The following is a 22,572-nucleotide window of genomic DNA, read 5'->3' as shown; positions in this document are numbered from 1 at the left end:
ATTTCCCCCCTGTTACCCGGAACCCCGCTCCCGCCGCAAAGCGCTTCAAGGGCGCGATCGAGGCCCCCGTTCCATGCCCCCGGAGCGGGGGCCTTTTTGTGATGGGCCGTAATTTGCCACAGGGAGGGCTGCAAAGGGCAGCTTTCTGCGCTTCCGGTGCTCACGATCTTAAGGTCGCTGCGCGCCGGTTCTCGAAATCTACCCTTTTCGCTCCACCCTGAGCCAAATTCCGACCCATCACGGGTGCTTGCGCCAGGCAGCGGAGACTCCTAGTGGATCAGCATGTCTCAGACGCTCAGCATCGCTTCGTGGAATATCAACAGCGTTCGTGCCCGGCTCGACATTGTCGAGCGCTTTCTGACGGAAGAATCGCCCGACATATTGTGTCTGCAGGAAACGAAGGTGGTGAACGACACCTTCCCGGCGGGGCTGTTCCGGCAGCGGGGCTATAATCATCAGGTGCTGAACGGACAGCCGATGCACCATGGCGTTGCGATCCTGTCGAAGATTCCGATCCGGGAGGACGACCGGCTCGACTGGCAGGCCAATGGGGAGGCGCGCCATGTCGGCGTGCGGCTGGACAATGGGGTCAGGATCGAGAATGTCTACGTGCCCGCCGGCGGCGACGTGCCGGATCGGGAGGTCAATCCGAAATTCGGGCAGAAGCTCGACTTCCTGGAGCGCATGATCCAATGGTCCTCCACGCTGGAGGACAAGCCGACCATCCTGACCGGCGATTTCAACATCGCGCCGATGGAATGCGACGTGTGGAGCCACAAGCAGCTTTTGAACGTCGTCAGCCATACGCCCATCGAATGCGAGATTCTAGCGCGCTTGCAGGAATCGAACGATTGGGTCGACATCGGCCGCAAATTCTACCCCGCCCCGCAGCGGCTCTACACCTGGTGGAGCTATCGCGCGCGCGACTGGGCGGAATCGGATCGCGGACGGCGGCTCGACCATATGTGGATGACGCGGGACGTCGCGGAAAAGGCGGTCAGCCACCGCGTCGTCGAGCCGATTCGCGGCTGGTCGCGGCCGTCCGACCATGTGCCGATCATCACGGAATTCGCCTTCTGATGGGCGCTCGTGACGCCGCACGCGCCATCGATGCGCTGCGCCGGGGTTGGCCCGTGCGGATGCAGGCCGCCGACGGCGCGTTGCGGCTGATGGCGGTGGAAGGGGCGGACTCGGTGACGCTTGTCGCCTTCGATCCGGGCGCCCGGGCCGACATACTGATCTCCGCGGCGCGGGCGCAGACGTTGAAGCTCGCCAACCAGATCGCGGCGGCCGATCCCGACATGCCGGTGCTGGTGGCGCGGGCGCCGTGGATCGACGCCGATGTGGCGACGGCGATTTCCGATCCGGTTCTGGACCTTGCCTCGCCGCTGAAGGGGCCGTTCATGGCGAAGCCGCTGGCCGCGCCGCTGGCGGCCAAGGCGGCGCTACGGCTGGCGCGGCTGGCAGGCATATTGCCTGCCTATTTCGCGACGGTGGATGGAGAGGTTGAGGCGGAGGTCGGCGCCGACGATGTCGACGCCTATGACGACGCCGTGCATCTGGATATTGCGACGCGGGCAAGATTGCCGGTATCGGCCAGCGAAACCGCTCAGATCGTCGCCTTCCGCAGCCCCGACGAACCGCGCGAGCATGTGGCGCTGATCGTCGGTCAGCGCGATTCATCGCCGCCGGTGATCCGGCTGCACAGCGAATGCCTGACCGGGGATGTGCTAGGGTCGCTGAAATGCGATTGCGGGCCGCAATTGCATGAGGCGCTGCACCAGATCGCGGATTCGACCTGGGGCATATTGCTCTATCTGCGGCAGGAAGGGCGGGGCATCGGCCTCGTCAACAAGCTGCGCGCCTATGCCTTGCAGGATCAGGGATTCGATACGGTCGACGCCAATGTGCGGCTGGGTTTCGCCATCGATGCGCGGGATTTTTCCGTGGCGGCGCGGATGCTGGACCTGCTGGGGGTGGGGGAGGTGCGGCTGCTCACCAACAATCCCAACAAGGTGACGGGGCTGGAAGCGGCGGGAATCAAGGTGGCGGAACGGCTGCCGATCATCCTGCCCGCCAATCCGCATAATGAACGCTATCTCGCCACCAAGCGGGACCGGACCGGGCACCAGCTATGAGCGTCGTCCGCGTCGATGCGGGCGCGGGGCGTCTATCCTTCGGTGAATTGGACATGCCCTGCACCATCGGGCGGGGCGGTTCCTGCGCGGCGGCGGACAAGCGGGAAGGGGACGGGTGCACGCCGCTGGGCGTCTGGCCGATCCGGGGCGTGCTGCTGCGGCAGGGCAAGGTGGAGGCGGCGGGCATCCGCCTGCCGTGGCGCTGGGTGCGGGAGGGGGATGGCTGGTCCGACGATGTCGCCGATCCGGCCTATAACCGGCCGGTACATCTGCCGCGGGCCTTTTCGGCGGAAAATCTGCTGCGGGACGATGATGCTTATGATGTGATCGTGGTGCTGGGGCATAATGACGCGCCGCCGGTGCCGGGACGGGGGAGCGCGATTTTCTTTCATTTGTCCGAGGGGCGTCCCACGGCGGGGTGCGTGGCGGTGGAGCGGGCGGATATGCTGCGTTTGTTGCCTTTGCTAACGCCGGGCGATGTGATGGAGATTGTCTAGCGCCACCGTGCTCCTGCGAAGGCAGGAGCCTAGTTGAGAGGGCGGAACTGGGCTCCTGCCTTCGCAGGAGCACGGTGGGTTCAAGCCCGCTCCAGTTCCGCCACTTCGCCGCCGGCCGCTTCCAGCAGGCGCCGCTCCAGCGTTTGCAGCCGGCCCTTGCTCTCGATCTTTCCGGCCAGCAGGTCGGTGACGTAGAATGTATCCACCGCCCGCTCGCCATAGGTGGCGACATGGGCGCTGTGGACCGTCACCTTCGACTGGAACAGGGCGTTGGCCAGGCTGAACAGCAGCGCCGGGCGGTCCCGCGCATTCACCTCGATCACGGTGAAGCGGTTGGACGCCTTGTTGTCGATCAGCACATTGGGTTCGATGCGGAAGGCCTCTGCGCGGGTGCGGGGCAGGGGGCGCGCTTCCAGCTTGGTGATCATGCGGTGCCGGTTGGCGAGCGAATCCTCGATCGCCTTGCGGATGCGCGTCAACTGGTCGGGGCTGTGGAAGGCGCCGCCCAGCGGGTCCTGCACCAGGAAATTGTCGATGGCGACGCCGTCGCGGGTCGTGTGGATGCGCGCGTCGATGATGTTGCCGCCCGCCAGGTGGATGGCGCCCGCGATCCGGTAGAACAGCCCCGGATGGTCGGCGGCATAGACCGTCACCAATGTCGCGCCGCGCTGCGGATAATATTGCGCGGCGATGGAAAGCGGGGAATCGCCCGCCTCCAATATATGCTGCGCATTGTGGATGAGGATGTCCTCCGGCTCCGCGATCCAGTAGCTTTGGGGCAGGCGCTTGCTGAGCTTCGCGAATTCCGCGTCCGACATGCCCATCGCCTGCCGCAACGCCTGTTGTTTGTTCGTGACCCGCTCGCTGCGGCCCTTCTGCTTGTGGCCGAGGCGCAACAACTCCTCGGCGGCCTCGTAGAGATCGCCCAGCAACTGCCGTTTCCAGCTATTCCAGACGCCCGGCCCGACGGCGCGAATGTCGACCACGGTCAGGCAGAGAAGCAGGCGAAGCCGCTCCAGGCTCTGCACCACGTCGACGAAATCGAGGATCGTCTTGTAATCGGCCAGGTCGCGCTTGAAGGCGGTGGCCGACATCAGCAGATGGTGCCGCACCAGCCAGGACACGGTTTCCGTCTCCGCCGGGGTCAGGCCCAGGCGCGGGCAGAGATGGTCCGCCACTTCCGCACCCAATATGCTGTGGTCGCCGCCGCGCCCCTTGGCGATGTCGTGCAGCAGCACCGCGACATAGAGCACCCGGCGCGACAGCAGCTTGCCCATCAGGTCCGCCGCCAGCGGATGATCCTGGTTCAGCTCGCCCTTCTCGATCCGCGCCAGCAGGCCGACGGCGCGGATCGTATGTTCGTCCACCGTATAATGATGATACATGTCGAACTGCATCTGCGCCACGACGCGGCGGAAATCGGGGACGAAGCGGCCGAAGACGGTCGATTCGTTCATCCAGCGCAGCACCGTTTCCGGGTCGCGGGGGCTGGTCAGCACCTCCATGAAGGCGGCGTTGGCGCGGGGATCGCGGCGTATCTTCGCGGTGATCAGGCTGGCGTCGCGGCTGGCGGCGCGCATCGCGCTGGGATGGATGGCCAGGCCGTGCTTGTCCGCCAGCGCGAAGATTTCCAGCAGCCGGACCGGATCGTCCTGGAAGAACTGGTCATTGGGCAGCGCCAGCCGCCCGCGATCCAGCACGAAGCCGTCCAGCTTCTTCGGGCGGCGGAAGAAGCTGGGGATATAGCGCCGCCCGCGTTCCGCCATCTGGTCGTCCAGATGGGCGAGGAACACGGCGGTCAGGTCGCCCACCGTCTTCGCGTTCAGGAAATAATAGCGCATGAACCGCTCGACGCCCGAACGCCCGGCGCGCCCGGTGAAATGCATGCGGGTCGCGGTTTCCAGTTGCAGGTCGAAGGTCAGCCGGTCCTCCGCCCGCCCGGTGATCATGTGCAGGTGGCAGCGCACCGCCCAGAGGAAATCCTCCGCCTTCTGGAACTGGCGCAATTCGCTTTCGGTGAGCAGGCCGACATCGACCAGTTCGGCGACCGACTTCACCCGGTTCACATATTTGCCGATCCAGAACAGCGTGTGCAGGTCGCGCAGCCCGCCCTTCCCCTCCTTCACATTGGGTTCGACCACATAGCGGCTGTCGCCCATCCGCTTGTGCCGCTCCTCCCGCTCCTCCAGCTTTTCGGTGACGAAGGCGCGAGCGGTGCCCTGCATGATCTCGCTGTCGAAACGGGCTGCGGTTTCCTCGTACAGCGCCCTGTCGCCCCAGATGTAGCGCGCCTCCAGCAGGGCGGTGCGCACGGTCAGGTCCGCTTTCGCCATGCGCATCGTCTCATCGATGGAACGGCTGCTATGGCCGACCTTCAGCCCCAGATCCCACAGCGAATAGAGCATGGATTCGATCACCTGCTCGGTCCAGCCGGTGGGCTTCCATGGGGTGATGAAGCCGATGTCGACGTCGCTGTGCGGCGCCATTTCGCCCCGGCCGTAGCCGCCCACCGCAATCAGCACGATCCGCTCGCCAGTGCTGCGGTTGCCCGCCGGATAGAGATGGTGCGTCGTCGCGTCGTAGAGCAGGCGCAAAATCTGGTCGATCAGGAAGGCGAAGGCGGTCACCGCCTCCCGCCCGCGGGTCGGCTTCTGGCTGAGGCGGCGGGCGACATCGTCCCGCCCGGCGTCCAGCGCGTCCTTCAATTCCTTCACGATCAGGCCGCGCAGCTTGATCTGGTCGCCCCGATGCTCCTGCGCCAGGGCGGCGATGCGGTCGGAAATGGCGCGCCGGTCGATGATGGCGCGTCTGGACCCCAATTTCGGAAACTGCATGACCATAGGGCTTATCTAGCCATCCCGACCGGCTGCTGCCAGTTGCTTGAGCCGATAGAGTTGATCGAGCGCCTCGCGGGGGGAAAGCGCGTCGGCGTCTATGCCGTCCAGCGCGGCTCGGAGCGGATCGGCCTTTTCCTCCACCTGCGCGACGGCGGCGGCGAACAGAGGCAGGTCGTCCAGCCCCGCCGCGATGCCGCCGGTCTTCGCCTTGCCCGCTTCCAGGCGGGAGAGGACATCCTTCGCCCGCTTGAGCACGGCGGGGGGCAGCCCGGCCAGCCTCGCCACGGCGAGGCCGTAGCTGCGGTCCGCAGGCCCTTCCGCGACTTCGTGCAGCAACACCAGGTCGCCCTTCCACTCCCGCGCCCGGACATGGTGGAGGGAAAGGGAGGATAGCGTCTCCGCCAGCCGGGTCAGCTCATGATAATGGGTCGCGAACAGGCAACGGCAGCGGTTGACCTCATGCACCGCCTCCACCACCGCCCATGCCAATGCCAGCCCGTCATAGGTCGACGTGCCGCGCCCGACTTCATCCAGGATGACGAAGCTGCGCTCGGTCGCTTGCGCCAATATGGCGGCGGTCTCGACCATCTCGACCATGAAGGTGGAGCGGCCCTTGGCCAGATTGTCCGACGCGCCGACGCGGCTGAACAGGCGGTCGACCAGAGTCAGGGTAGCGGACTGGGCGGGGACATAAGCGCCCGCCTGGGCCAGGATGACGATGATTGCATTCTGCCGCAGGAAGGTGGACTTGCCGCCCATGTTCGGGCCTGTGACCAGCCAGAGCCGGTCGCTTGCCCCAAGCCGGCAGTCGTTGGCGACGAAGGGCTGGCCGTCGCGGCGCAGCGCATCCTCCACCACCGGATGGCGGCCGCCGCTGATTTCCAGACATGGCCCTTCGCCGTCTTCGGGCAGGAAATGGGGCCGCTGCCAGCCGCCTTCGGCCGCCCGTTCGGCCAGCGCAGCCGCCACGTCGAGCCGGGCGAGGGCGTCGGCGGCGCGGGCGATCTCCGCCTTGCGGGCGAGGGTGGATTCGATCAGCTCTTCCAGATGCGCGGCTTCGGCGACCAACGCGTGGGCACCGGCCTGCGCGACGCGGCTCGCCTGTTCGTGCAGGTCCACCGAATTGAAGCGCACCACGCCCGCCAGCGTCTGGCGATGGGTGAAGCCGCTGTCGGGCTGCATCAACTGGTCGGCGGCGCGGGCGGGCACCTCGACATGATAGCCGAGCACGCCATTATGCCGGATTTTGAGCGAGGCGATGCCGGTCTGCTCGCGATATTTCGCCTCCAGCGCGGCGATGGCGCGGCGGCCGTCCCCGGCGAGGCGACGCAATTCGTCCAGCGCCGCGTCATAGCCGTCGGCGATATAGCCGCCATTGGCCGTTTCGGTGGGCGGGCTGGGGACGAGGGCGCGGGACAGGCTGTCGACCAGCGCGCCATGGCCGTCGAGGGAGGGAAGAAGCTGCGCCAGCAGCAGGGGCTGGTCTGGCAGGCGGCCCAGCCGCTCCCGCAATAGCCGCGCTTCGCCCAGCCCGTCGCGGAGTTGACCCAGATCGCGGGGACTGCCCCGGCCCATCGCCAGACGCCCCAGGGCGCGCCCTATGTCCGGCAAGGCTCGCAGCGCCACGCGCAACTGGTCGCGCAGCATGGCGTCGTCATGGAAAAGTTGCACCAGTCCCAGCCGCGCCTCGATCGCGGGCTGATCCATCAGCGGCGCCGACAGATCCTGCGCCAGCAATCGGGCGCCCGCGCCGGTGACGGTCCGGTCCACCGCGCCCAGCAGGCTGCCCGCCCGCGTCCCGCTCATGGTGGTGGTGATTTCCAGGCTCTCGCGGGTCGCGGCGTCGATGGCGACATGCGCGCCGCTGGTCTTGCGAACAGGCGGGGCCAGGAAGGGCAGGGTGCCCTTGCCCGCATGGTCGAGATAGCCGAGCAGTCCCCCCATGGCCGCTAGTTCGGCGCGGCTGAACTGGCCGAATCCGTCCAGCGTGGCGACGCCGAAGATGCGTTTCAGTGCCGTTTCGGCCCGGCTGCTGGAAAAGGCGGCGCGGTCGAACGGGTGGGAATCGGGCAGTTCCAGGTCCAACCCGTCCGGCAGCACGATCTCGCTTGGCCGCAGGCGCGCCAGTTCGGCGGGCAGATCGGCCGCCCGCAGCGTCAGCGTCTCGAAACGGCCGGTCGAAATGTCTGCGGCGGCCAGCCCATATTCGTCCGCCTCTTCGCCGCCGACCTGCGCCAGCGCCGCCAGCATATTGTCGCGCCGGCTGTCGAGCAGCGTTTCCTCGGTCAGCGTGCCTGCCGTCACGTAACGGACGATGGCGCGGGCGACGAGGGACTTGGACCCGCGCGCCTTGGCCTCGGCAGGGGTTTCGGTCTGTTCGGCGATGGCGACGCGATGGCCCGCCTTGATCAGCCGCGCCAGATAGGATTCCGCGCTGTGCACCGGCACGCCGCACATCGGGATCGGCGCGCCGCCATGCTCGCCCCGGCTGGTGAGCGCGATGTCCAGCGTCGCCGCCGCCGCCTTCGCATCCTCGAAGAACAGTTCGAAGAAATCGCCCATGCGGTAGAAGAGCAGGCAGTCCTGCGCCTCCGCCTTCAGCGCGAGATATTGCGCCATCATGGGCGTCGCCTGTTGCGTGGATGTATCGATCGTTCGCGCCATGGCAAAGCGGATAGCGTGAAGCCCGGCCTCATGCCAGTGCTGCAAGAGCAGCAGGAAAATTGCGCTTCTCGCACTTGCCCACAGGATATTCTTGCCGCTAGGGCCACCTCATCTTTCCAAACAAGGGGTGGGTGCAGCCATGACCGACAAGTCGAATGTGGAATTTTCCGAGCGCGAGGCGCTGTTCTTCCACTCGACGGGACGCCCCGGCAAGATCGAGATCATCGCCTCGAAGCCGATGGCGACCCAGCGCGACCTCAGCCTCGCCTATTCGCCCGGCGTCGCGGTGCCGGTGCGCGCCATCGCGGAAGACCCGGCGACCGCCTATGACTATACCGCGAAGGGCAATCTGGTCGCGGTGATCTCCAACGGCACGGCGATCCTGGGGCTGGGCAATCTGGGCGCGTTGGCGTCCAAGCCGGTGATGGAGGGCAAGTCGGTCCTCTTCAAGCGCTTCGCCGACGTCGACAGCATCGACATCGAACTCAAGACCGAGGATGTCGACAAGTTCATCGACGCGGTCGAGCTGATGGAGCCTACCTTCGGCGGCATCAACCTGGAGGACATCAAGGCCCCGGAATGCTTCATCATCGAACAGACGCTGAAGGAGCGGATGAACATTCCGGTCTTCCATGACGACCAGCACGGCACCGCGATCATCGCGGCGGCAGGCGTCATCAACGCGGCGATGCTGACCGGCCGCGAGATGAAGGACATGAAGGTGGTGGTGAACGGCGCTGGCGCGGCCTCCATCTCCTGCACCGAACTGATCAAGGCGCTGGGCGTGCAGCATGACAATGTGATCATGTGCGACAGCAAGGGCGTCATCTACCAGGGCCGCACCGAGGGCATGAACCAGTGGAAGTCGGCCCATGCGGTGAAGACCGACGCCCGTTCGCTGGCCGAAGCGGTGAAGGGCGCGGACGTGTTCCTGGGCCTCTCCGTCGCCGGGGCGATGACGCAGGACATGGTGAAGTCCATGGCGGACAAGCCGATCATCTTCGCCATGGCGAACCCCGACCCGGAAATCGCGCCGCCCGACGCCAAGGCGGTGCGCCCGGACGCCATCGTCGCCACGGGCCGGTCGGACTATCCCAACCAGGTCAACAATGTGCTGGGCTTCCCCTTCATCTTCCGCGGCGCGCTGGACGTGCGGGCGACCGGGATCAACGAGGCGATGAAGCTGGCCGCCGCCAAGGCCATCGCCGAACTGGCGCGGGAACAGGTGCCGGAGGAAGTCGCCAAGGCCTATGGCCGCTCGCACAGCTTCGGCCCGGACTATATCATCCCCGCGCCCTTCGACCCGCGCCTGATGGAGGTCGTGCCCTCCGCCGTCGCGCAGGCGGCGATGGAGACCGGCGTCGCGCAGCGGCCCATCGCGGACATGGCGGCCTATCGCCAGTCCTTGAAGGGTCGGCTCAACCCGACCACCTCCGTCCTTACCACCGCCTATGAGGTGGCGAAGGCCAATCCCAAGCGCGTCGTCTTCGCCGAGGCGGAAGAGGAAGTGGTGCTGCGTGCCGCCATCCAGTTCCGTACCCTGGGCTATGGCATCCCGGTGCTGGTCGGGCGTGCCCATGTCTATGACAAGCTCAAGGAACTGGGCGTGGAGGATCCGGAAAGCTACGAACTGCACAACAGCGTCAACTCGCCGCTGGTGCCGGAGATGGTCGACACGCTCTACAAGCGGCTCCAGCGCCGGGGCTATCTGCGCCGCGATTGCGAGCGGATGGTCAATCGCGACCGCAACATCTTCGGCTCGCTGCTGGTGAAGATGGGCCATGCTGACGCGATGCTGACCGGCATGACCCGTCCCTTCGGCCAGACGCTGCGCGAAGTGAAGCGGGTGCTGGACCCGGCGGCGGGCCGCACCCCCTTCGGCATCCATGTGCTGGTGACGAAGGACAAGACCGTGTTCCTGGCCGACACCACGGTGAACGAGCGTCCCACGGCCCAGGAACTGGCGGACATCGCGGAAGGCACGGTGGCGGTCGCCCGGCGCATGGGCCATGATCCGCGCGTCGCATTCCTGTCCTATTCCAATTTCGGCAACCCGCCGGGCGGCTTCCTGGAAAATGTCCGCGACGCGGTGAAGGTGCTGGAAGACCGCGAGGTCGACTTCGAATTCGAAGGGGAGATGACCGCCGATGCGGCGCTCAACCCGACGGTGATGAAGAATTATCCCTTCAGCCGCCTGTCCGGCCCGGCCAATATATTGGTGATGCCAGGGCTTCAGTCGGCCAATATCTCTGCCAAGCTGCTGCGCGAACTGGGCGGCGCGACCATGATCGGGCCGATGCTGGTCGGCATGGACAAGTCGGTGCAGATCGCCACCATGGCGTCCAACGCGTCGGAATTGCTGACGCTGGCGGTGCTGGCTTCGGCCGGCGTGGCGGTCTGACCGCCTCTGGCGGATGTAATCTTGGCTGGAGGCGCGGCGCGCTTCCGGCTTGGCCGTTGAAAACCGCCGCCCGCGTCGCGGCAGCCGCCATGCCCTGCCGCGCAGCGCCGCCGCCAATATTGGCTGGCCCGGATTCCGGGAATATCGCATGGCGGATGATGCGTGATCGTGCCGTGCCGTACGCGCAATGGTCGCTTAAGGTGGCGCTGCGAGATTCGGAAAAAGGGAAACTCATCAGCTTATCAGCCGGATTTGCTTGCCATGCCCTGCCGAGTCTAGAAGAGAGGGACGATGAAGATCAGTGACGATATTTCCTTCCTGCGGGGCGCGTTGGCATGAGCGAGGCCGTTGCCTTCGACAGCGGCACTTTCCGCCGCGTGCTGGGCCATTATCCGACCGGCGTCTGCGTGGTGACGGCGGTGGGAGGCGACGATGCGCCGACCGGCATGGTGGTCGGCTCCTTCACCTCCGTCTCGCTCGATCCGCCGCTGGTCGCATTCTTCCCGGCCAAGAATTCGCACAGTTGGCCCCGGATCGAAAAGGCGGGAAAATTCTGCGTCAACATCCTCGCCAGCGACCAGAAGCCGCTCTGCCAGCAATTTTCGAGCAAGGGCGCGAACGACAAGTTCGCGGGCGTGACGCATCGGGTGTCGGCCAATGGCTCCCCGATACTGGACGGGGTGGTGGCCTGGATCGACTGCCGGCTCGAAGCCGTGCATGAAGCGGGCGACCATTATATCGTGCTGGGCCGGGTCATCGCGCTGGAGGTGGAAACGCCCGGCAAGCCGCTCCTTTTCTTCCAGGGCGACTATGGCGAGTTCGCGCATCTGAGCTGAACGTCCAGGCCTTAATCCTGGCCGCCGCCCTTCAACAGATGCGCGACGATCTGCGTGCGGTTGGACGCGCCGTTCACCGCCATGATCGCCCGCACATGGACCTTCACCGTGCTTTCGCTGATGTTCAGCCGCTGGGCGATGTCCTTGTTGGAGGCGCCCTGCGCGAGCAGGCGCAGCACGTCGCGCTGCCGCTTGGTCAGCAGCTTGGACTTGTCCACCGCCAGCGCGATCCGCTCGTTGAGGCCGCCGGCCGTGTCGGGCGGGCGCATGTGCAGCGCGGCGGCGAGCGGTGCCGGATAGACTGCAAGCCCCTCCTTCAACAGGAACAGCACCCGCTGCATGGTGACGATGCCGGTGCTGGACCGCAGCAGGGCCTGCGCCCCCGCGGCGACGGCCGCCTGCATCAGCGCTTCATTGCCATGGTCGGCGATCACCAGCATGGCGGCGGCCGGCCATAGCTGCTTCGCCTGCGCGATCTGCAGCGGCAGGGCGGCGCTTTCCAGTTCGGAATCCCCCGTCTGGAACAGGATGATGTCGGGCGGCTCCCCGGCCTTGGACTGGTCCAGGCTGGACTGCTGCATTATGCGAACGCCCGCCGCCTCCAGCGCGACGGCGATGCAGGCCCGGCGAAGCGGGCTCCCGTCCAGGATCAGCAAGGTGAGACGGGGGGCATCCTCTTCCACTATTACGCTTTCGAAACGAATGGGAGACGAAGCCGCCTGCTTCAAGGGCGGGAGGCGGCTCATGCCGCCTTGCGCGTAAAGGCGTGGCGGACGCGGTCCGCCCAGCTCCGCCGGACCGGGAAGCTGTCGGAATAATAGGCGGCCGACCCCATGTAGAACTGGACGGCGTCGCCATAGCCGCGGCGGGCATGTTCCTCATAATCGACCTGGTTGAACACGGCGCCGACCACCTGGTTGTTCACCATCTGGAGCGAGGCGCGCAACTGTTCGACCGTCGTATGCCCCCATCGCACGACCATCAGCGTCGAATCCGCCAGGGAGGACAGGGTACGCGCATCGCGCACGGCCAATATGGCGGGCGCGTTGATGACGACCAGGTCGAACCGATCGCGCAGGTCGTCCAGCAGGCGGCCGACCTGCCAGCCCTGCACCACGGCGGCCGGATTGCGGATCTGCTCGCGGGTGCTGAGCACCACCGGCATCAGCGCGACGGGCGCCGCGCCCTCGGCGGCGTCATGGTCCACATGGCGCTCGGCCTGCGGGATCAGGCGGCGGCTTTCGCCCGCATGGGTCAGCACCTCGATCAGGTCCGGCGTGTCGGAACCGTCCTGGATCGAACGCAGGATGCTGGGGCCGGGGCGGCGCAGGTCGAGGTCGACCACGATGGCGCGGCGGCCCATCGACGCGGCGGCCGCCGCCAGCGTCAGCGCCACGCTGGACTTGCCGTCACCCGGCAGGGGCGACGTCACCAGCACCCGCTGGCTCGTCCCCTGGTGGGGCAGTTCCTCGATCTCGCTGGCAAGGTTGCGGGCGACCTCCGTGAACAGCGATTGCGGCTCCGTCGTCACCGGATTGTCCTCGATCGTCGCGGGGATCGGTTCCTCCAGCTTCGGCAGCATCGCCAGGGTCCGCAGGCCGAAGAGACGGCGAAGCTGGTCGCCGCTGCGCAGCCGGTTGTCGAACATCTCCATCCCCAGCACGATCAGGAAGGCGAGGACGGAGGAGCCGACGAACGCGGCCAGCGCCATTTTCTTGGGCGCGGGCGCGACGGGCTGGAGCGGCACGGCGGCGGCCGACACCATGGTCGAGTTGACGCCGGTGGTCTGGAGTTCCGACTGCACCGTCTGGGCGCGCTGCGCCGTGGTGAGATAGGCCTGCCGCGCCACCTCCGCCCGGCGGTCGAGAATGGAAAGGTCGACCAGATTGGCATTGTTGCGGAAGGCGGCGCCGGTCATGGCGTTGAGCTTCGCCTGCAACTGGCCCGCCCGGGCGGAGGCGGCGTTCGCCTCCGCCAGCGCCATGGCCCGTTCGCGCCCGGCATCGGTGTCGTTCTTCGTCTGCTGGGTCGCGACGACGGACGCGCGCTCCTGCACCAGCGCCCTGCTGACCTGCGCGATCTGGGCCGACAGCGCCTGCATCTGCGGATGGTTCGCGCCCATCTGGACGGAAATTTCGGAGCGCTGGCGGACCAGGTCGTCATACTGCTTCTGCAGATTGTCGAGCGCTGGGGAGGACGCGCCCGCCACTGTCCGCATGCTGGCGGCGCGGCTGACGCCTGCCGCCTGCGCCTGCATCGCGCTGCTCATCGCGGCGGTGGAGGCGGCCTCCACGGCGATGCGGTTCATCTGCTGATAGTCCTCCGCGCTGCCCGCGCCCATCGGCATCAGGTGCTGGCGGCGGAAATCGGCAACGGCCCTCTCGGCCAGTTCCACTTCATGGGCCAGGCGCTTGGTCTCCTTGTCGAGCGCCGTGCTGAGGCCGTTGCGCCAGGTCTGGCGGCGCTGCGATCGCATCTTCTGAAGGCTGTCGACGAAACGGTTGGCGATCCGCGCCGCCAGTTCCGCCTTGCGCGACTGGACGGTGATGTCGATGAAGTCGGAATCGGTGGAGCTGACCACGCGGGTGGTCTTGGTAAGCTGCGCGGCGGCCTGCTGCACCGTCATCTGGACGCCGTGCGTGAAGGCCTGGTTGCGGTTGAGGTTGAGGTCGCGCACCACCTGCTCCGCCAGCGCCTGCGAGCGGTATATGCGCGCTTCATTGGCGACGCGCTGCTGGTTGCGGGTGGCGTCGGCCTGGTTGGAGCCGGTGGAATCGTTCAGTTCCACCTGCACGGTCGCCGTCGCTTCGTAGCGGTTGGGCAGTTGCAACTGGACGATCAGCACCACCAGGACGCAGGCGATGACGATGCTGGCGACCAGCTTCATGTGGCGGCGGAGCAGGAACCAGATCTGCCGCGCCGACATCTGCTGCAACTCGAAGGACAGGTCGCGCGGCTTTTCCGCGCCGCCGCCCGCAGCGGCGCCATCGATCAGGGTGAGCTGTGCAGACGCCATGATAATCTCCCGCTCGCATCGGCGCGCGGACGCGCCCCGCCGTCAGGGCTGTCCCAACGAGGCGATAGTGCGGGTTGCGGCGCAAGAGAGCAAAAGCGCATCGGGGACCGGCGATGCGCATAGGTGCTAACCCTTCGGATCGAGGCGCGGCTCCATGCCCCGCCCGGACCGGATACCGATCCATGACGCCCCGAACGCGCCATGCATGCGTTTACGGCCTAAACATTTCTGATGCGTGTCTGACTATTCCGGATCGTCCCATTCCGCGCCATTGTGCGAAAGTTGAGCGAGGATAAGAACGCTCCGCATCAGGGGTTGGCCACATGATCGCGGAGTTGGCATATCAGGAACTGGAACCGGGCTCGCTCGCCCGGCTGTTCGGCGCGGGCCATGCCGCGGTGCTGGTGCGCTGCCCGGACGTCGTCGCCGGGCTGTGGCGGGGATTGCTGGAGGACAGGGCGGAGCAGATGCCCTGGGAAGCGCCGCTGGTCGACATGGCGCGCAACTATCACGGCAGCGGCGACATCACCGCCAGCCTGGGCGACCTCTTCTACTTCCAGCCCGGGCGCCACGGCTATATCGCCCGGAAAATGACCCTTTCCCATGATGAGGGGGAGGATCATGCCACCATGAATCCCCCCTATTTCGTGCAGGGCGCGCAGCATTATGCGCCCCGGCAGGCGCTGCTGGACCAATGCTGGGCGGTTGGCTGCCGGCTGATGGCGGCGCTCGCGCCGGAGGGGACGCCGCCCCGCCATTTCCAGGTCGTGGTGCAAAGGCTGAAATATCAGGAAAACGCGGGCGATTTCGACCGATTGGGCGCGCTGGCCCGCAATTCGCTGGGGCGATGGGGCCGGGCGGGCTGCGCGCTGGACGAAAGGCGGTGGCAGGCGGCGGGCGCGCTCAGCCCGCGCGGCCTGTCCGACCTATATGGGCTGCTGGCCGATGTGCCTGTCCTGGGACGGCTGCTGCGGGGCGTCAACCGGCTGTTGCTGCGCCGCGACCGCAGCAGGGACATCGCGCCGGGCCAGAAGCTGATAGAGGGCGCGCATTTCGACCATCGCTATTTTTCCGCCCTGTGCGGCGAACGGGCGCAGATGCTGACGCAGGTCTTCGCCGGCGGGCGATGGATCGACCTGCCGATCGATCGCGGGACGCTCGCGGTCATTCCCGGCAGCATGGCGACGCAGGCCTATGGCGTGAGGCACGTGCTGCACCGCGTGCTGCATGTGGAAAAGCCGGGCCAGACCGGCGGCGGCGATCCACGCACGGACAATGTGACGCTGCTGATCGGGTCGGCTTGAGGAAGGGGAAAGAGGGTGGAGGGCGGACGTTAATGTCCGCCCCAGATTGAATCGTGCTCCTGCCTGCGCAGGAGCATGTCGCGTTTCGATGGGCAAACCGACGGTATCGCCGCCCCGCCTATAATGCCGGCAAGGGCTGCGGCCCTACCGGCCGCGCATAGATCAGCCGCGCCGCTTCCGGCATGGCCCTGCGGGGGACATAGATGGTCGCCAGCGCCACCATCACCGGCATCACCCACATGCGCGAATACATGTGCGGATAGGACAGGGTGTAGATCAGGAACACCAGCACCACCGCCACCGCCATCGCGCCCTTGTCGCGGCTGACGCGCAGCCCGTTCGCCGCCAGCAGGACGATCAGCCCCAGCAGGACGATCAGCCCGCAAAAGGCGATCGCGCCGCCCTCGTTCCAGATCAGCAGGAACAGGTTGTGCACCGGATTGTCATAGGCGCTGAGTTCGCGATAGCGGTCCACGCCCATGCCGATGACGGTATAGTCCTCGGAAAATCCCCAGGCTTCCTCCATGAGCTGCGATCGGTTGAGGAACGTCCCCGCCTGGTTGATGTCGCCGCTCTCCACGGCATTGCCGACGCGCTCCTGGAACGCCTTGGGCAGCGGGGCGCCGCTGGCGAGGAACAGCCCGGCCGCCACCGCCACCGCCAGCCCCAGGCGGAAGATGTAGCGCACGCCCATCAGCAGCAGCGTCGCGAAGATCGCCAGCAGCGAGGCTGAAAATCCGGTGAAGGACGCGCTCAGCATCAGGCCCCAGAGCAGCAGGACCAGGCAGGCGAGCCCGGCCACGCCGCCGATCAGCCGGTGGCGCATCGAATAGAGCAGCATCGGCAGCGAGAAGGCGACGACCGCCCCATTGGGATTGGGCTGGCCCGCCATGGACCCCAGCCGCCCATTGCCGGTGATGAAGCCGTCGCCAAGCCAGTGCAGCGTGTCGCTATAGGTGAGGAAGGAACTGGCGGCGATGCCCACCGCTTCGGAACAGGCGATGCCCAGCATGAAGACCAGCGGCGCCTTGCGGATCGTGCCTTCCTCCTGCTGCATCAGCAGGATCGGGATGCAGAGGAAGGCGACGGTATATTGCAGGGCGATGTTCACCCAGCGCAGCGGATCGCCGTTGATGATCGACCCGATGAACAGCCCGCCCAGCATCATCACCAGCCCCGCGAGCCAGAAGGGCGTGAGCGAGCGGAAGGGCGTGACGCTCAGCCGGCCGCGCAACGCGGAAATGGAGAAGCTGATGAGGAAGAAGAGGTCGGAAAAGGTGAGATTGATCTGGCCGACGCGAAGCAGGCCCCAACCGCTGAGGAAGATCGCGATCAGCAGGCAGCCGCGCGCGATCCTGTCCCAGATTTCCTCATGCGCGGCCGGAACATGCGGCGCGGCGGCCGATGCTGGATCGTGGGGGGCAGGGCTGGCGAGAATCGTCACGGCCTTGGAAGCTGCGCCTCGCGCCGTTCCCGCGCAAACGCCCTTCGGGGCAGGGCATGGGGCGATTCCAGCCAGCCCGCCTATCCGAATTTGCCGGAGGATCAGCCTTGTGATCCGTTGAAATGCCCTTGCGACTGACGGGATAACGGCAGCCGAGCGCCGCCGGACCGGCAGGGCGTCTAGCGCGACGAGGATGACCCGGTGACCGATGCGATCCTGCCCCTGCGCAACAGCGAACCGCCGGCGACGGTGGAGCAGGCCGTCGACCTTTCGCCGTCCGCCGCGCGGCAGGGATCGGTCAGGCTGATCTATGTGGCCGGCTATGGGCGGAGCGGGACGACCCTGCTCGACATCGCGCTGGGCGAGCATCCGGCGATCATGGGCGCGGGCGAGGTGACGACGCTGGCGCGGCATGTCTGGGACCGCGGCGAATATTGCGCCTGCGGGGCGCGGGTGCGGGACTGCCCGCAATGGAATGCCATCGTCACGCGCTGGACGCAGGGCGAACCGGACGGGTTCCTGGCCCGCTATCGCCGCGCGCAGGAACGGACGGAGGCGCTGCTGGCCCCGGCGCGGCTGCTGCGCCTGCCGGGATGGCGCGACCATGTTCGCCGAACCGTCAAATTGCTGCGCGGCATGGCGCTGGTGTCGGGGCGGCCGATACTGGTCGATTCCTCGAAACTGCCGGGACGGGCCTTCGCGCTGGCGGCGATGCCGGGCGTCGACCTGCATGTCGTGCATGTGGTGCGCGACGGGCGCGGCGTCGCCTGGTCGCTGATGAAGGGGCACAGCCGCAGCGTCGAAAAGGGGGTGCAGCGCGAATTGCGGCCCAAGCCGCTGCTCTACACCGCCCTGCGCTGGGCGATGGTGAATGTCGCGGCGGAACTGCTGTGCCGCCGGGTCGGGCCGGGGCGCAGCATCCGCGTGCGCTACGAGGATTTCGTCGACGACCCGCGCGGCACCATCGGGCGGATCGTCGCGCTGGTGGGGGAGGCGCCGCATCTGCCCGCCGCCGACCTTGCCCCCTTCGCCCCGCAGCACCAGGTCGCGGGCAGCCGCCATCGCATGCAGAAATCGCTCAGCATCAGGGGCGATGATCGGTGGAAGCGGGAGATGCCGGGGTGGAAGCGGCGGCTGTTCACCCTGTTGTGCGCGCCCTTGCTGCGGCGATACGGCTATGCCTTGCGCGGCGGGGGCGCGGCATGAGGCGTCTGCTGGCCGGCATGCTGCTGCCCGTCGTGATCGCGGGCTGTTCAGGCGCGGGCAGCGAATCGCGGGCGCAGCCGGTGAAGGGCGACCCCGCCTTTCCCGGCGCGGTCGGCTATGGCGCCGCGGCCAAGGGCGGGCGCGGCGGGCGTATCCTGGCCGTCGACACGCTGGCCGACGGCGGGCCGGGGTCGCTTCGCGCCTGCATCGACGCCACCGGACCCCGCGTCTGCATATTCCGGGTGAGCGGCACGATCCGCTTCACCACGCGCCCGCCGGTGATCGCCAATCCCTATCTCACCATAGCGGGGCAAACGGCGCCGGGCGGCGGCATCGTCATCGCCCATGCGGGCGGCGCGGAAGGGCGCACGCCCATCCTCATCAAGAACACGCACGACATCGTCATCCGCCATGTCCGCGTGCGCAACGACCGCACCGGCACCCATCGCGGGTCGGAGGACAGCTTCACCATAGAGAATAGCCGCCAGGTGATCATCGACCATGTCAGCGCAAGCTGGGCGCGGGACGAGCTGATCAACGGCTATGGCGACAATGACTGGATCACGATCAGCAACTCGATCTTTGCGGAGGGCATTCCGCGCCACGACAAATGCGCGCTGCTGGCGAGCGACCCGAAGGGGCCGCAGCATTTGAGCTTCATCGGCAATATCTGCGCCCATAATGGCGACCGCAATCCGGACCTCAACTTCCCCCCCGGCTCCTGCGCGGAGGTGATCAACAACATCCTCTATAACGGCCAGTCGGAATTCGCGGAGATCTGGGAGAGCTTCGGCGGCGTTCCCGTCTCGCTGATCGGCAACAGCTTCATCGCGGGGCGGAACACCCGGCCGGACACGGTCGGGGTGGCGCGCAACGTCATGGGGTCGAAGGGGATGGCGAGGGTCTATCTGGCCGACAACCGCTTCGACGGGGATTTCGTCCATCTCTCCCCCCTGTTGAAGGAGGCGGAGGTGGACCGGCCGCCCTGCCCGCCGACCGTCGCCGCCGAACCGGCGGAAGCGGCCTATAGAGCGGTGCTGAGCGATGCGGGCGCCTTTCCCCGCGACCCTTTCGACCGGCGAATCGTCAAACAGGTGCGTGAACGCAAGGGGCATATCGTGAAGCAGCCCGGCCTGATCGACGATCCGGAACCGGGAGCGCCCTATGCCGATGCGGACGGCGACGGCATGGACGACCTGTGGGAGGCGGAGCATGGCGCCGATCCGCGCAAGGCCGATCCCTGGGCCGATGCCGACGGGGACGGCCTGGCCAATCTCGACCAGTTCCTGGACCAGCGGGCGCGCGACCTGATGGACGGGGTTGCGCCATGAACGCGCCCCTGCCCCGGCTGAAGCCCGCGGATGCGGCGCGGGACGATCGCCTGCGCATCTGCTTCCCCTTTTCCGGGGACAGCATCGGCGGCAGCCATATTTCGGTGCGCGGGCTGATCGAGCATCTCGACCCGGCGCTCTACTGTCCCATGGTGGTGACGGAGGTGCCCGGCGGCATGATCGCCAGTTTCTTCGCCGGGCATGAGCGGATGGACGACCCCGCCGCCCAGGGGCCGTTCGTGCCGGGCGAGGCCTTCACCCTGCGGAAATTCGGACGGACGCTGGGCGGCGTTCTGCCCCGCGCCCGTTTCCTGCGGCGCAACCGGATCGACATCGTTCATGTCAATGACGGGCGGAGCAGCGCCAACTGGGCCTTGCCGGCGCGGCTGGCCGGGGCGAAGCTGATCTGGCACCATCGCGGCGATCCGGGGGCGCTGGGCCTGCGCCTGCTCGCGCCCGCGCTGGCGCATCGGGTGCTTGCGGTGTCCTCCTTCGCCCTGCCGCCCGCCGGCATCTGGTCGGCGCGCGGTCGGGCGTCGGTGATCCACAGCCCCTTCGACACCAGCCTGGAAGTGGACCGGGCCAGGGCGAGGGAGGCGCTGATCCGCGAATTGGGCGTGCCGCCCGATACGGTGTTGCTGGGCTATTTCGGCGCCTTCGTGCCTAGGAAGCGACCCCTGCTGTTCGTCGACATGATCGCCCGGCTGGCGGAGATGAGCCCGCGCCCGGTCATGGGCCTGATGTTCGGGGAGGCGCGGGTGCCCGCCATGGACATCGCCCTACGCAGGCGGATCGCGGAAAATGGCGTGGGGGACAGGGTGAAGCCGATGGGCTACCGCACGCCCGGCCCCTTCTGGATCGCGGCCTGCGACCGGCTGGTCGTGCCCGCCGTGGGCGAGCCGTTCGGGCGGACATTGGTGGAGGCGATGCTGGTCGGCACGCCCATCGTCGCCGCGCGCTCCGGCGGCAATGTCGAGGCGCTGGAGGGTGGCATCGGCCTGCTGGTGGAGCCGGACGACGCCGGGGCGCTGGCCCGGGCCTGCATCGATCCGGGCGACGCCCGCGCCATGGCCCTGCGCGCCCAGGCCGATGCCCGCGCCCGCTTCGGCGAGGCGGCCCATTGCGCCAGGGTCTGCGCCGTTTACGAAGCGCTGCGGTCATGATCGGGGCGGTGAAGCGGCATTTCCTGTGGGCGGCGCTGTTCAGCGCGCTCGCCAATCTGCTGTTCCTGGCGCCGACGCTCTACATGCTGCAAATCTACGACCGGGTGGTGCCGACGCGGGGCGGGACCACGCTGGCCTTCCTGACGCTGGCGCTGCTGCTGGCCTTCGCCACCCTCTCGCTGCTGGAACATGTCCGCTCGCGCATATTGGTTCGGGCGAGCATCGGGCTGGACCGGCGGCTGGCGCGGACGCTGATCGCCGCCACCCTGCGCCAGCAGGCGGGGGAGGGGATCGGGCGCAGGAGCCGCCAGCCCATCCGCGAATGCGACCAGCTTCGCCAGACGCTGACCGGCCCGGCCATGTTCGCTCTGTTCGACGCGCCGTGGACGCCGATTTACATCCTGGTCTGCGCGCTTATCCACCCGCTGATCGGGCTGATGGCGCTGGCGGGCAGCCTGGTTCTGGTCGCCGTCGCCTGGGCAAGCGACCGGGCGACGCGGCAACCCCTGTTGCAGGCCAGCGCCGCGGCGAACCTGTCCTATGGCAGCCAGGAACAGACGATGCAGGGGGCAGAGGCGGTGCGGGCGCTGGGCATGCGGGGCGCGATGGTCCGGCGGCACCTGGCGGAGCGGGAGGACATGCTCGGCTGGCAGGCCGAAGCCAGCTTCGCCGCCGGCAGCCGCATGGCGATCAGCCGCTTCCTGCGCAACATGCTGCAATCCGGCGCGCTGGGGCTGGGGGCGCTGCTGGCGATAGACGGGCAGATTTCGGGGGGCGCGATCTTCGCCTCCTCCTTCCTGCTGGGGCGGGCGGTGGCGCCGGTCGACCAGCTTGTGGGAAGCTGGCGCAGTTTCGTCGCGGCGCGGGCTTCGCATGCGGAGATCATGGCCTGGCTGGACGGCGCGACGGATGACGCTCCGCAGACCAGCCTGCCCCGTCCGAAGGGCCGGGTCGATGTGGAGCGCGTGACCGTCGAGGATTCGCATTCGCAGCGGTTGATCCTCAACAACCTGTCCTTCGCCATCGGCCCGGGCGAGATGGTGGCGGTGATCGGCGCCAGCGGCGCGGGCAAGTCGACGCTGGCGCGGCTGGTGGCGGGTGCCATAGCCTGCGACCAGGGTGAAATCCGCATCGACGGGGCGGAACGGTCGCAATGGGACGGCGACGCGCTGGCCGCCCATATCGGCTACATGCCGCAGCAACTGTCCCTCTTCGCCGGGTCGATCCGCGACAATATCGCCCGCTTTGCCGATCCCGACGCCGACGAGCGGATCGACGCCGACGTGATCGCCGCGGCGCAGCTATGCGGCGCGCACGGGATGATCCTGCGCCTGCCGCAGGGCTATGACACGATGCTGGGCTGGGGCGGCATGGGGCTGTCCATGGGCCAGACGCAGCGGATCGCGCTGGCCCGCGCCCTGTTCCGCGACCCGGCGGTGCTGATCCTGGACGAACCCAATGCGCATCTCGATTCCGATGGCGAGGCGCAACTGATCGCGGCGCTGGCCAGCGCGAAGGCGCGGGGCGCGGCGATCATGGTGACGGCGCACCGCACCGGCCTGCTGGGACCGGCGGACCGGATATTGGTCCTCGACAATGGCCGCATGCGGATGAGCGGACCGCGCGATCAGGTGCTGGGCGCGCTCGCCCGTCCCCGTCCCGCGCCCGTGGCGGGAGCGGCCTGATGCTGATGCGGACAAGCCGGCCCCTGCTGTTGCCGCCGCCCGGCCGGCCG

General features: G+C 67.5%; 16 protein-coding genes. 11 read left to right on the top strand and 5 right to left on the bottom strand.

The genetic code is table 11. From position 1 onward, the window contains the following. Positions 1–282 precede the first annotated feature (282 nt). From xth to L286_RS42270, 3 genes are read left to right on the top strand one after another with little or no spacing between them, the layout of a single operon-like run. Positions 283–1,080 carry an exodeoxyribonuclease III gene (xth, locus tag L286_RS42280; RefSeq protein WP_007689405.1) on the top strand — a complete coding sequence of 266 codons (798 nt, stop codon included), beginning with the start codon at positions 283–285 and terminating at the stop codon, positions 1,078–1,080. Beyond that, on the top strand, positions 1,080–2,138 hold the full coding sequence (ribA, locus tag L286_RS42275; protein WP_020817480.1) for a GTP cyclohydrolase II: 1,059 nt from the start codon (positions 1,080–1,082) through the stop codon (positions 2,136–2,138). The genes xth and ribA overlap by 1 nt, the downstream gene beginning before the upstream one ends. Next, positions 2,135–2,635: a L,D-transpeptidase family protein gene (locus tag L286_RS42270; protein WP_020817481.1), complete on the top strand. Its 501-nt coding sequence runs from the start codon at positions 2,135–2,137 to the stop codon at positions 2,633–2,635. Before ribA ends, L286_RS42270 begins: the two co-directional genes overlap by 4 nt. Before the next feature lie 80 nt (positions 2,636–2,715). Here the strand turns inward: L286_RS42270 and L286_RS42265 are convergent, their stop codons facing one another. Beyond that, complete coding sequence (locus tag L286_RS42265) at positions 2,716–5,475, bottom strand: [protein-PII] uridylyltransferase (protein ID WP_020817482.1); 2,760 nt, start codon at positions 5,473–5,475, stop codon at positions 2,716–2,718. A 9-nt stretch (positions 5,476–5,484) separates the two neighbouring features. Beyond that, positions 5,485–8,136 (bottom strand): DNA mismatch repair protein MutS, encoded by a 2,652-nt coding sequence (gene mutS / locus L286_RS42260; protein ID WP_020817483.1) that lies wholly within the window; start codon positions 8,134–8,136, stop codon positions 5,485–5,487. Between the two features lie 139 nt (positions 8,137–8,275). On the opposite strand from mutS, the gene L286_RS42255 reads away from it, so the two are divergent. Genes L286_RS42255 through L286_RS42250 form a run of 3 tightly spaced genes read left to right on the top strand, consistent with a single transcriptional unit; the run spans position 8,276 to position 11,373 of the window. Next, on the top strand, positions 8,276–10,537 hold the full coding sequence (locus L286_RS42255; RefSeq protein WP_020817484.1) for an NADP-dependent malic enzyme: 2,262 nt from the start codon (positions 8,276–8,278) through the stop codon (positions 10,535–10,537). Positions 10,538–10,593: 56 nt separating this feature from the next. After that, complete coding sequence (locus tag L286_RS48665) at positions 10,594–10,842, top strand: hypothetical protein (RefSeq protein WP_125445797.1); 249 nt, start codon at positions 10,594–10,596, stop codon at positions 10,840–10,842. Between the two features lie 30 nt (positions 10,843–10,872). Further along, positions 10,873–11,373: a flavin reductase family protein gene (locus L286_RS42250; protein WP_020817486.1), complete on the top strand. Its 501-nt coding sequence runs from the start codon at positions 10,873–10,875 to the stop codon at positions 11,371–11,373. An 11-nt stretch (positions 11,374–11,384) separates the two neighbouring features. Here L286_RS42250 and L286_RS42245 read toward each other — a convergent pair whose 3' ends face one another. Together L286_RS42245 and L286_RS42240 are read right to left on the bottom strand one after the other, a co-directional pair. Beyond that, complete coding sequence (locus tag L286_RS42245) at positions 11,385–12,056, bottom strand: helix-turn-helix transcriptional regulator (protein ID WP_020817487.1); 672 nt, start codon at positions 12,054–12,056, stop codon at positions 11,385–11,387. A gap of 59 nt (positions 12,057–12,115) precedes the next feature. Then, positions 12,116–14,389, bottom strand: a complete 2,274-nt coding sequence (locus L286_RS42240; protein WP_020817488.1) for a GumC family protein — start codon at positions 14,387–14,389, stop codon at positions 12,116–12,118. Between the two features lie 323 nt (positions 14,390–14,712). Here L286_RS42240 and L286_RS42235 point away from each other — a divergent pair, with 323 nt between their 5' ends. Next, positions 14,713–15,693 (top strand): 2OG-Fe(II) oxygenase family protein, encoded by a 981-nt coding sequence (locus L286_RS42235; protein ID WP_020817489.1) that lies wholly within the window; start codon positions 14,713–14,715, stop codon positions 15,691–15,693. Between the two features lie 118 nt (positions 15,694–15,811). On the opposite strand, the gene L286_RS42230 is transcribed toward L286_RS42235, so the two are convergent. Further along, entirely contained in the window at positions 15,812–17,137 is a 1,326-nt protein-coding gene (locus L286_RS42230) for an O-antigen ligase family protein (protein ID WP_020817490.1), read from the bottom strand. A 201-nt stretch (positions 17,138–17,338) separates the two neighbouring features. On the opposite strand from L286_RS42230, the gene L286_RS42225 reads away from it, so the two are divergent. Genes L286_RS42225 through L286_RS42210 form a run of 4 tightly spaced genes read left to right on the top strand, consistent with a single transcriptional unit; the run spans position 17,339 to position 22,522 of the window. Beyond that, the gene (locus L286_RS42225; RefSeq protein WP_020817491.1) at positions 17,339–18,343 is read left to right on the top strand and encodes a sulfotransferase family protein; all 1,005 of its coding nucleotides are present in this window, start codon (positions 17,339–17,341) and stop codon (positions 18,341–18,343) included. Further along, the gene (locus tag L286_RS42220; RefSeq protein WP_021223899.1) at positions 18,340–19,674 is read left to right on the top strand and encodes a pectate lyase family protein; all 1,335 of its coding nucleotides are present in this window, start codon (positions 18,340–18,342) and stop codon (positions 19,672–19,674) included. Before L286_RS42225 ends, L286_RS42220 begins: the two co-directional genes overlap by 4 nt. Then, positions 19,671–20,837 (top strand): glycosyltransferase family 4 protein, encoded by a 1,167-nt coding sequence (locus tag L286_RS42215; RefSeq protein WP_020817493.1) that lies wholly within the window; start codon positions 19,671–19,673, stop codon positions 20,835–20,837. The genes L286_RS42220 and L286_RS42215 overlap by 4 nt, the downstream gene beginning before the upstream one ends. Further along, positions 20,834–22,522 carry a type I secretion system permease/ATPase gene (locus tag L286_RS42210; protein WP_020817494.1) on the top strand — a complete coding sequence of 563 codons (1,689 nt, stop codon included), beginning with the start codon at positions 20,834–20,836 and terminating at the stop codon, positions 22,520–22,522. The genes L286_RS42215 and L286_RS42210 overlap by 4 nt, the downstream gene beginning before the upstream one ends. Positions 22,523–22,572 lie beyond the last annotated feature (50 nt).

This window comes from Sphingobium sp. HDIP04, assembly GCF_000445085.1.
Classification (GTDB): Bacteria; Pseudomonadota; Alphaproteobacteria; order Sphingomonadales; family Sphingomonadaceae; genus Sphingobium; species Sphingobium indicum.
The sequence above is the reverse complement of the archived record's forward strand: the minus strand, read 5'-3'. Positions and strand labels throughout refer to the sequence as shown.

Bases quoted from the DNA above. Each gene is read 5' to 3' on its own strand.
- xth (WP_007689405.1), top strand. From the start codon at position 283: ATGTCTCAGACGCTCAGCATCGCTTCGTGGAATATCAACAGCGTTCGT.
- ribA (WP_020817480.1), top strand. From the start codon at position 1,080: ATGGGCGCTCGTGACGCCGCACGCGCCATCGATGCGCTGCGCCGGGGT.
- L286_RS42270 (WP_020817481.1), top strand. From the start codon at position 2,135: ATGAGCGTCGTCCGCGTCGATGCGGGCGCGGGGCGTCTATCCTTCGGT.
- L286_RS42265 (WP_020817482.1), bottom strand. From the start codon at position 5,475: ATGGTCATGCAGTTTCCGAAATTGGGGTCCAGACGCGCCATCATCGAC.
- mutS (WP_020817483.1), bottom strand. From the start codon at position 8,136: ATGGCGCGAACGATCGATACATCCACGCAACAGGCGACGCCCATGATG.
- L286_RS42255 (WP_020817484.1), top strand. From the start codon at position 8,276: ATGACCGACAAGTCGAATGTGGAATTTTCCGAGCGCGAGGCGCTGTTC.
- L286_RS42250 (WP_020817486.1), top strand. From the start codon at position 10,873: ATGAGCGAGGCCGTTGCCTTCGACAGCGGCACTTTCCGCCGCGTGCTG.
- L286_RS42240 (WP_020817488.1), bottom strand. From the start codon at position 14,389: ATGGCGTCTGCACAGCTCACCCTGATCGATGGCGCCGCTGCGGGCGGC.
- L286_RS42235 (WP_020817489.1), top strand. From the start codon at position 14,713: ATGATCGCGGAGTTGGCATATCAGGAACTGGAACCGGGCTCGCTCGCC.
- L286_RS42220 (WP_021223899.1), top strand. From the start codon at position 18,340: ATGAGGCGTCTGCTGGCCGGCATGCTGCTGCCCGTCGTGATCGCGGGC.
- L286_RS42215 (WP_020817493.1), top strand. From the start codon at position 19,671: ATGAACGCGCCCCTGCCCCGGCTGAAGCCCGCGGATGCGGCGCGGGAC.
- L286_RS42210 (WP_020817494.1), top strand. From the start codon at position 20,834: ATGATCGGGGCGGTGAAGCGGCATTTCCTGTGGGCGGCGCTGTTCAGC.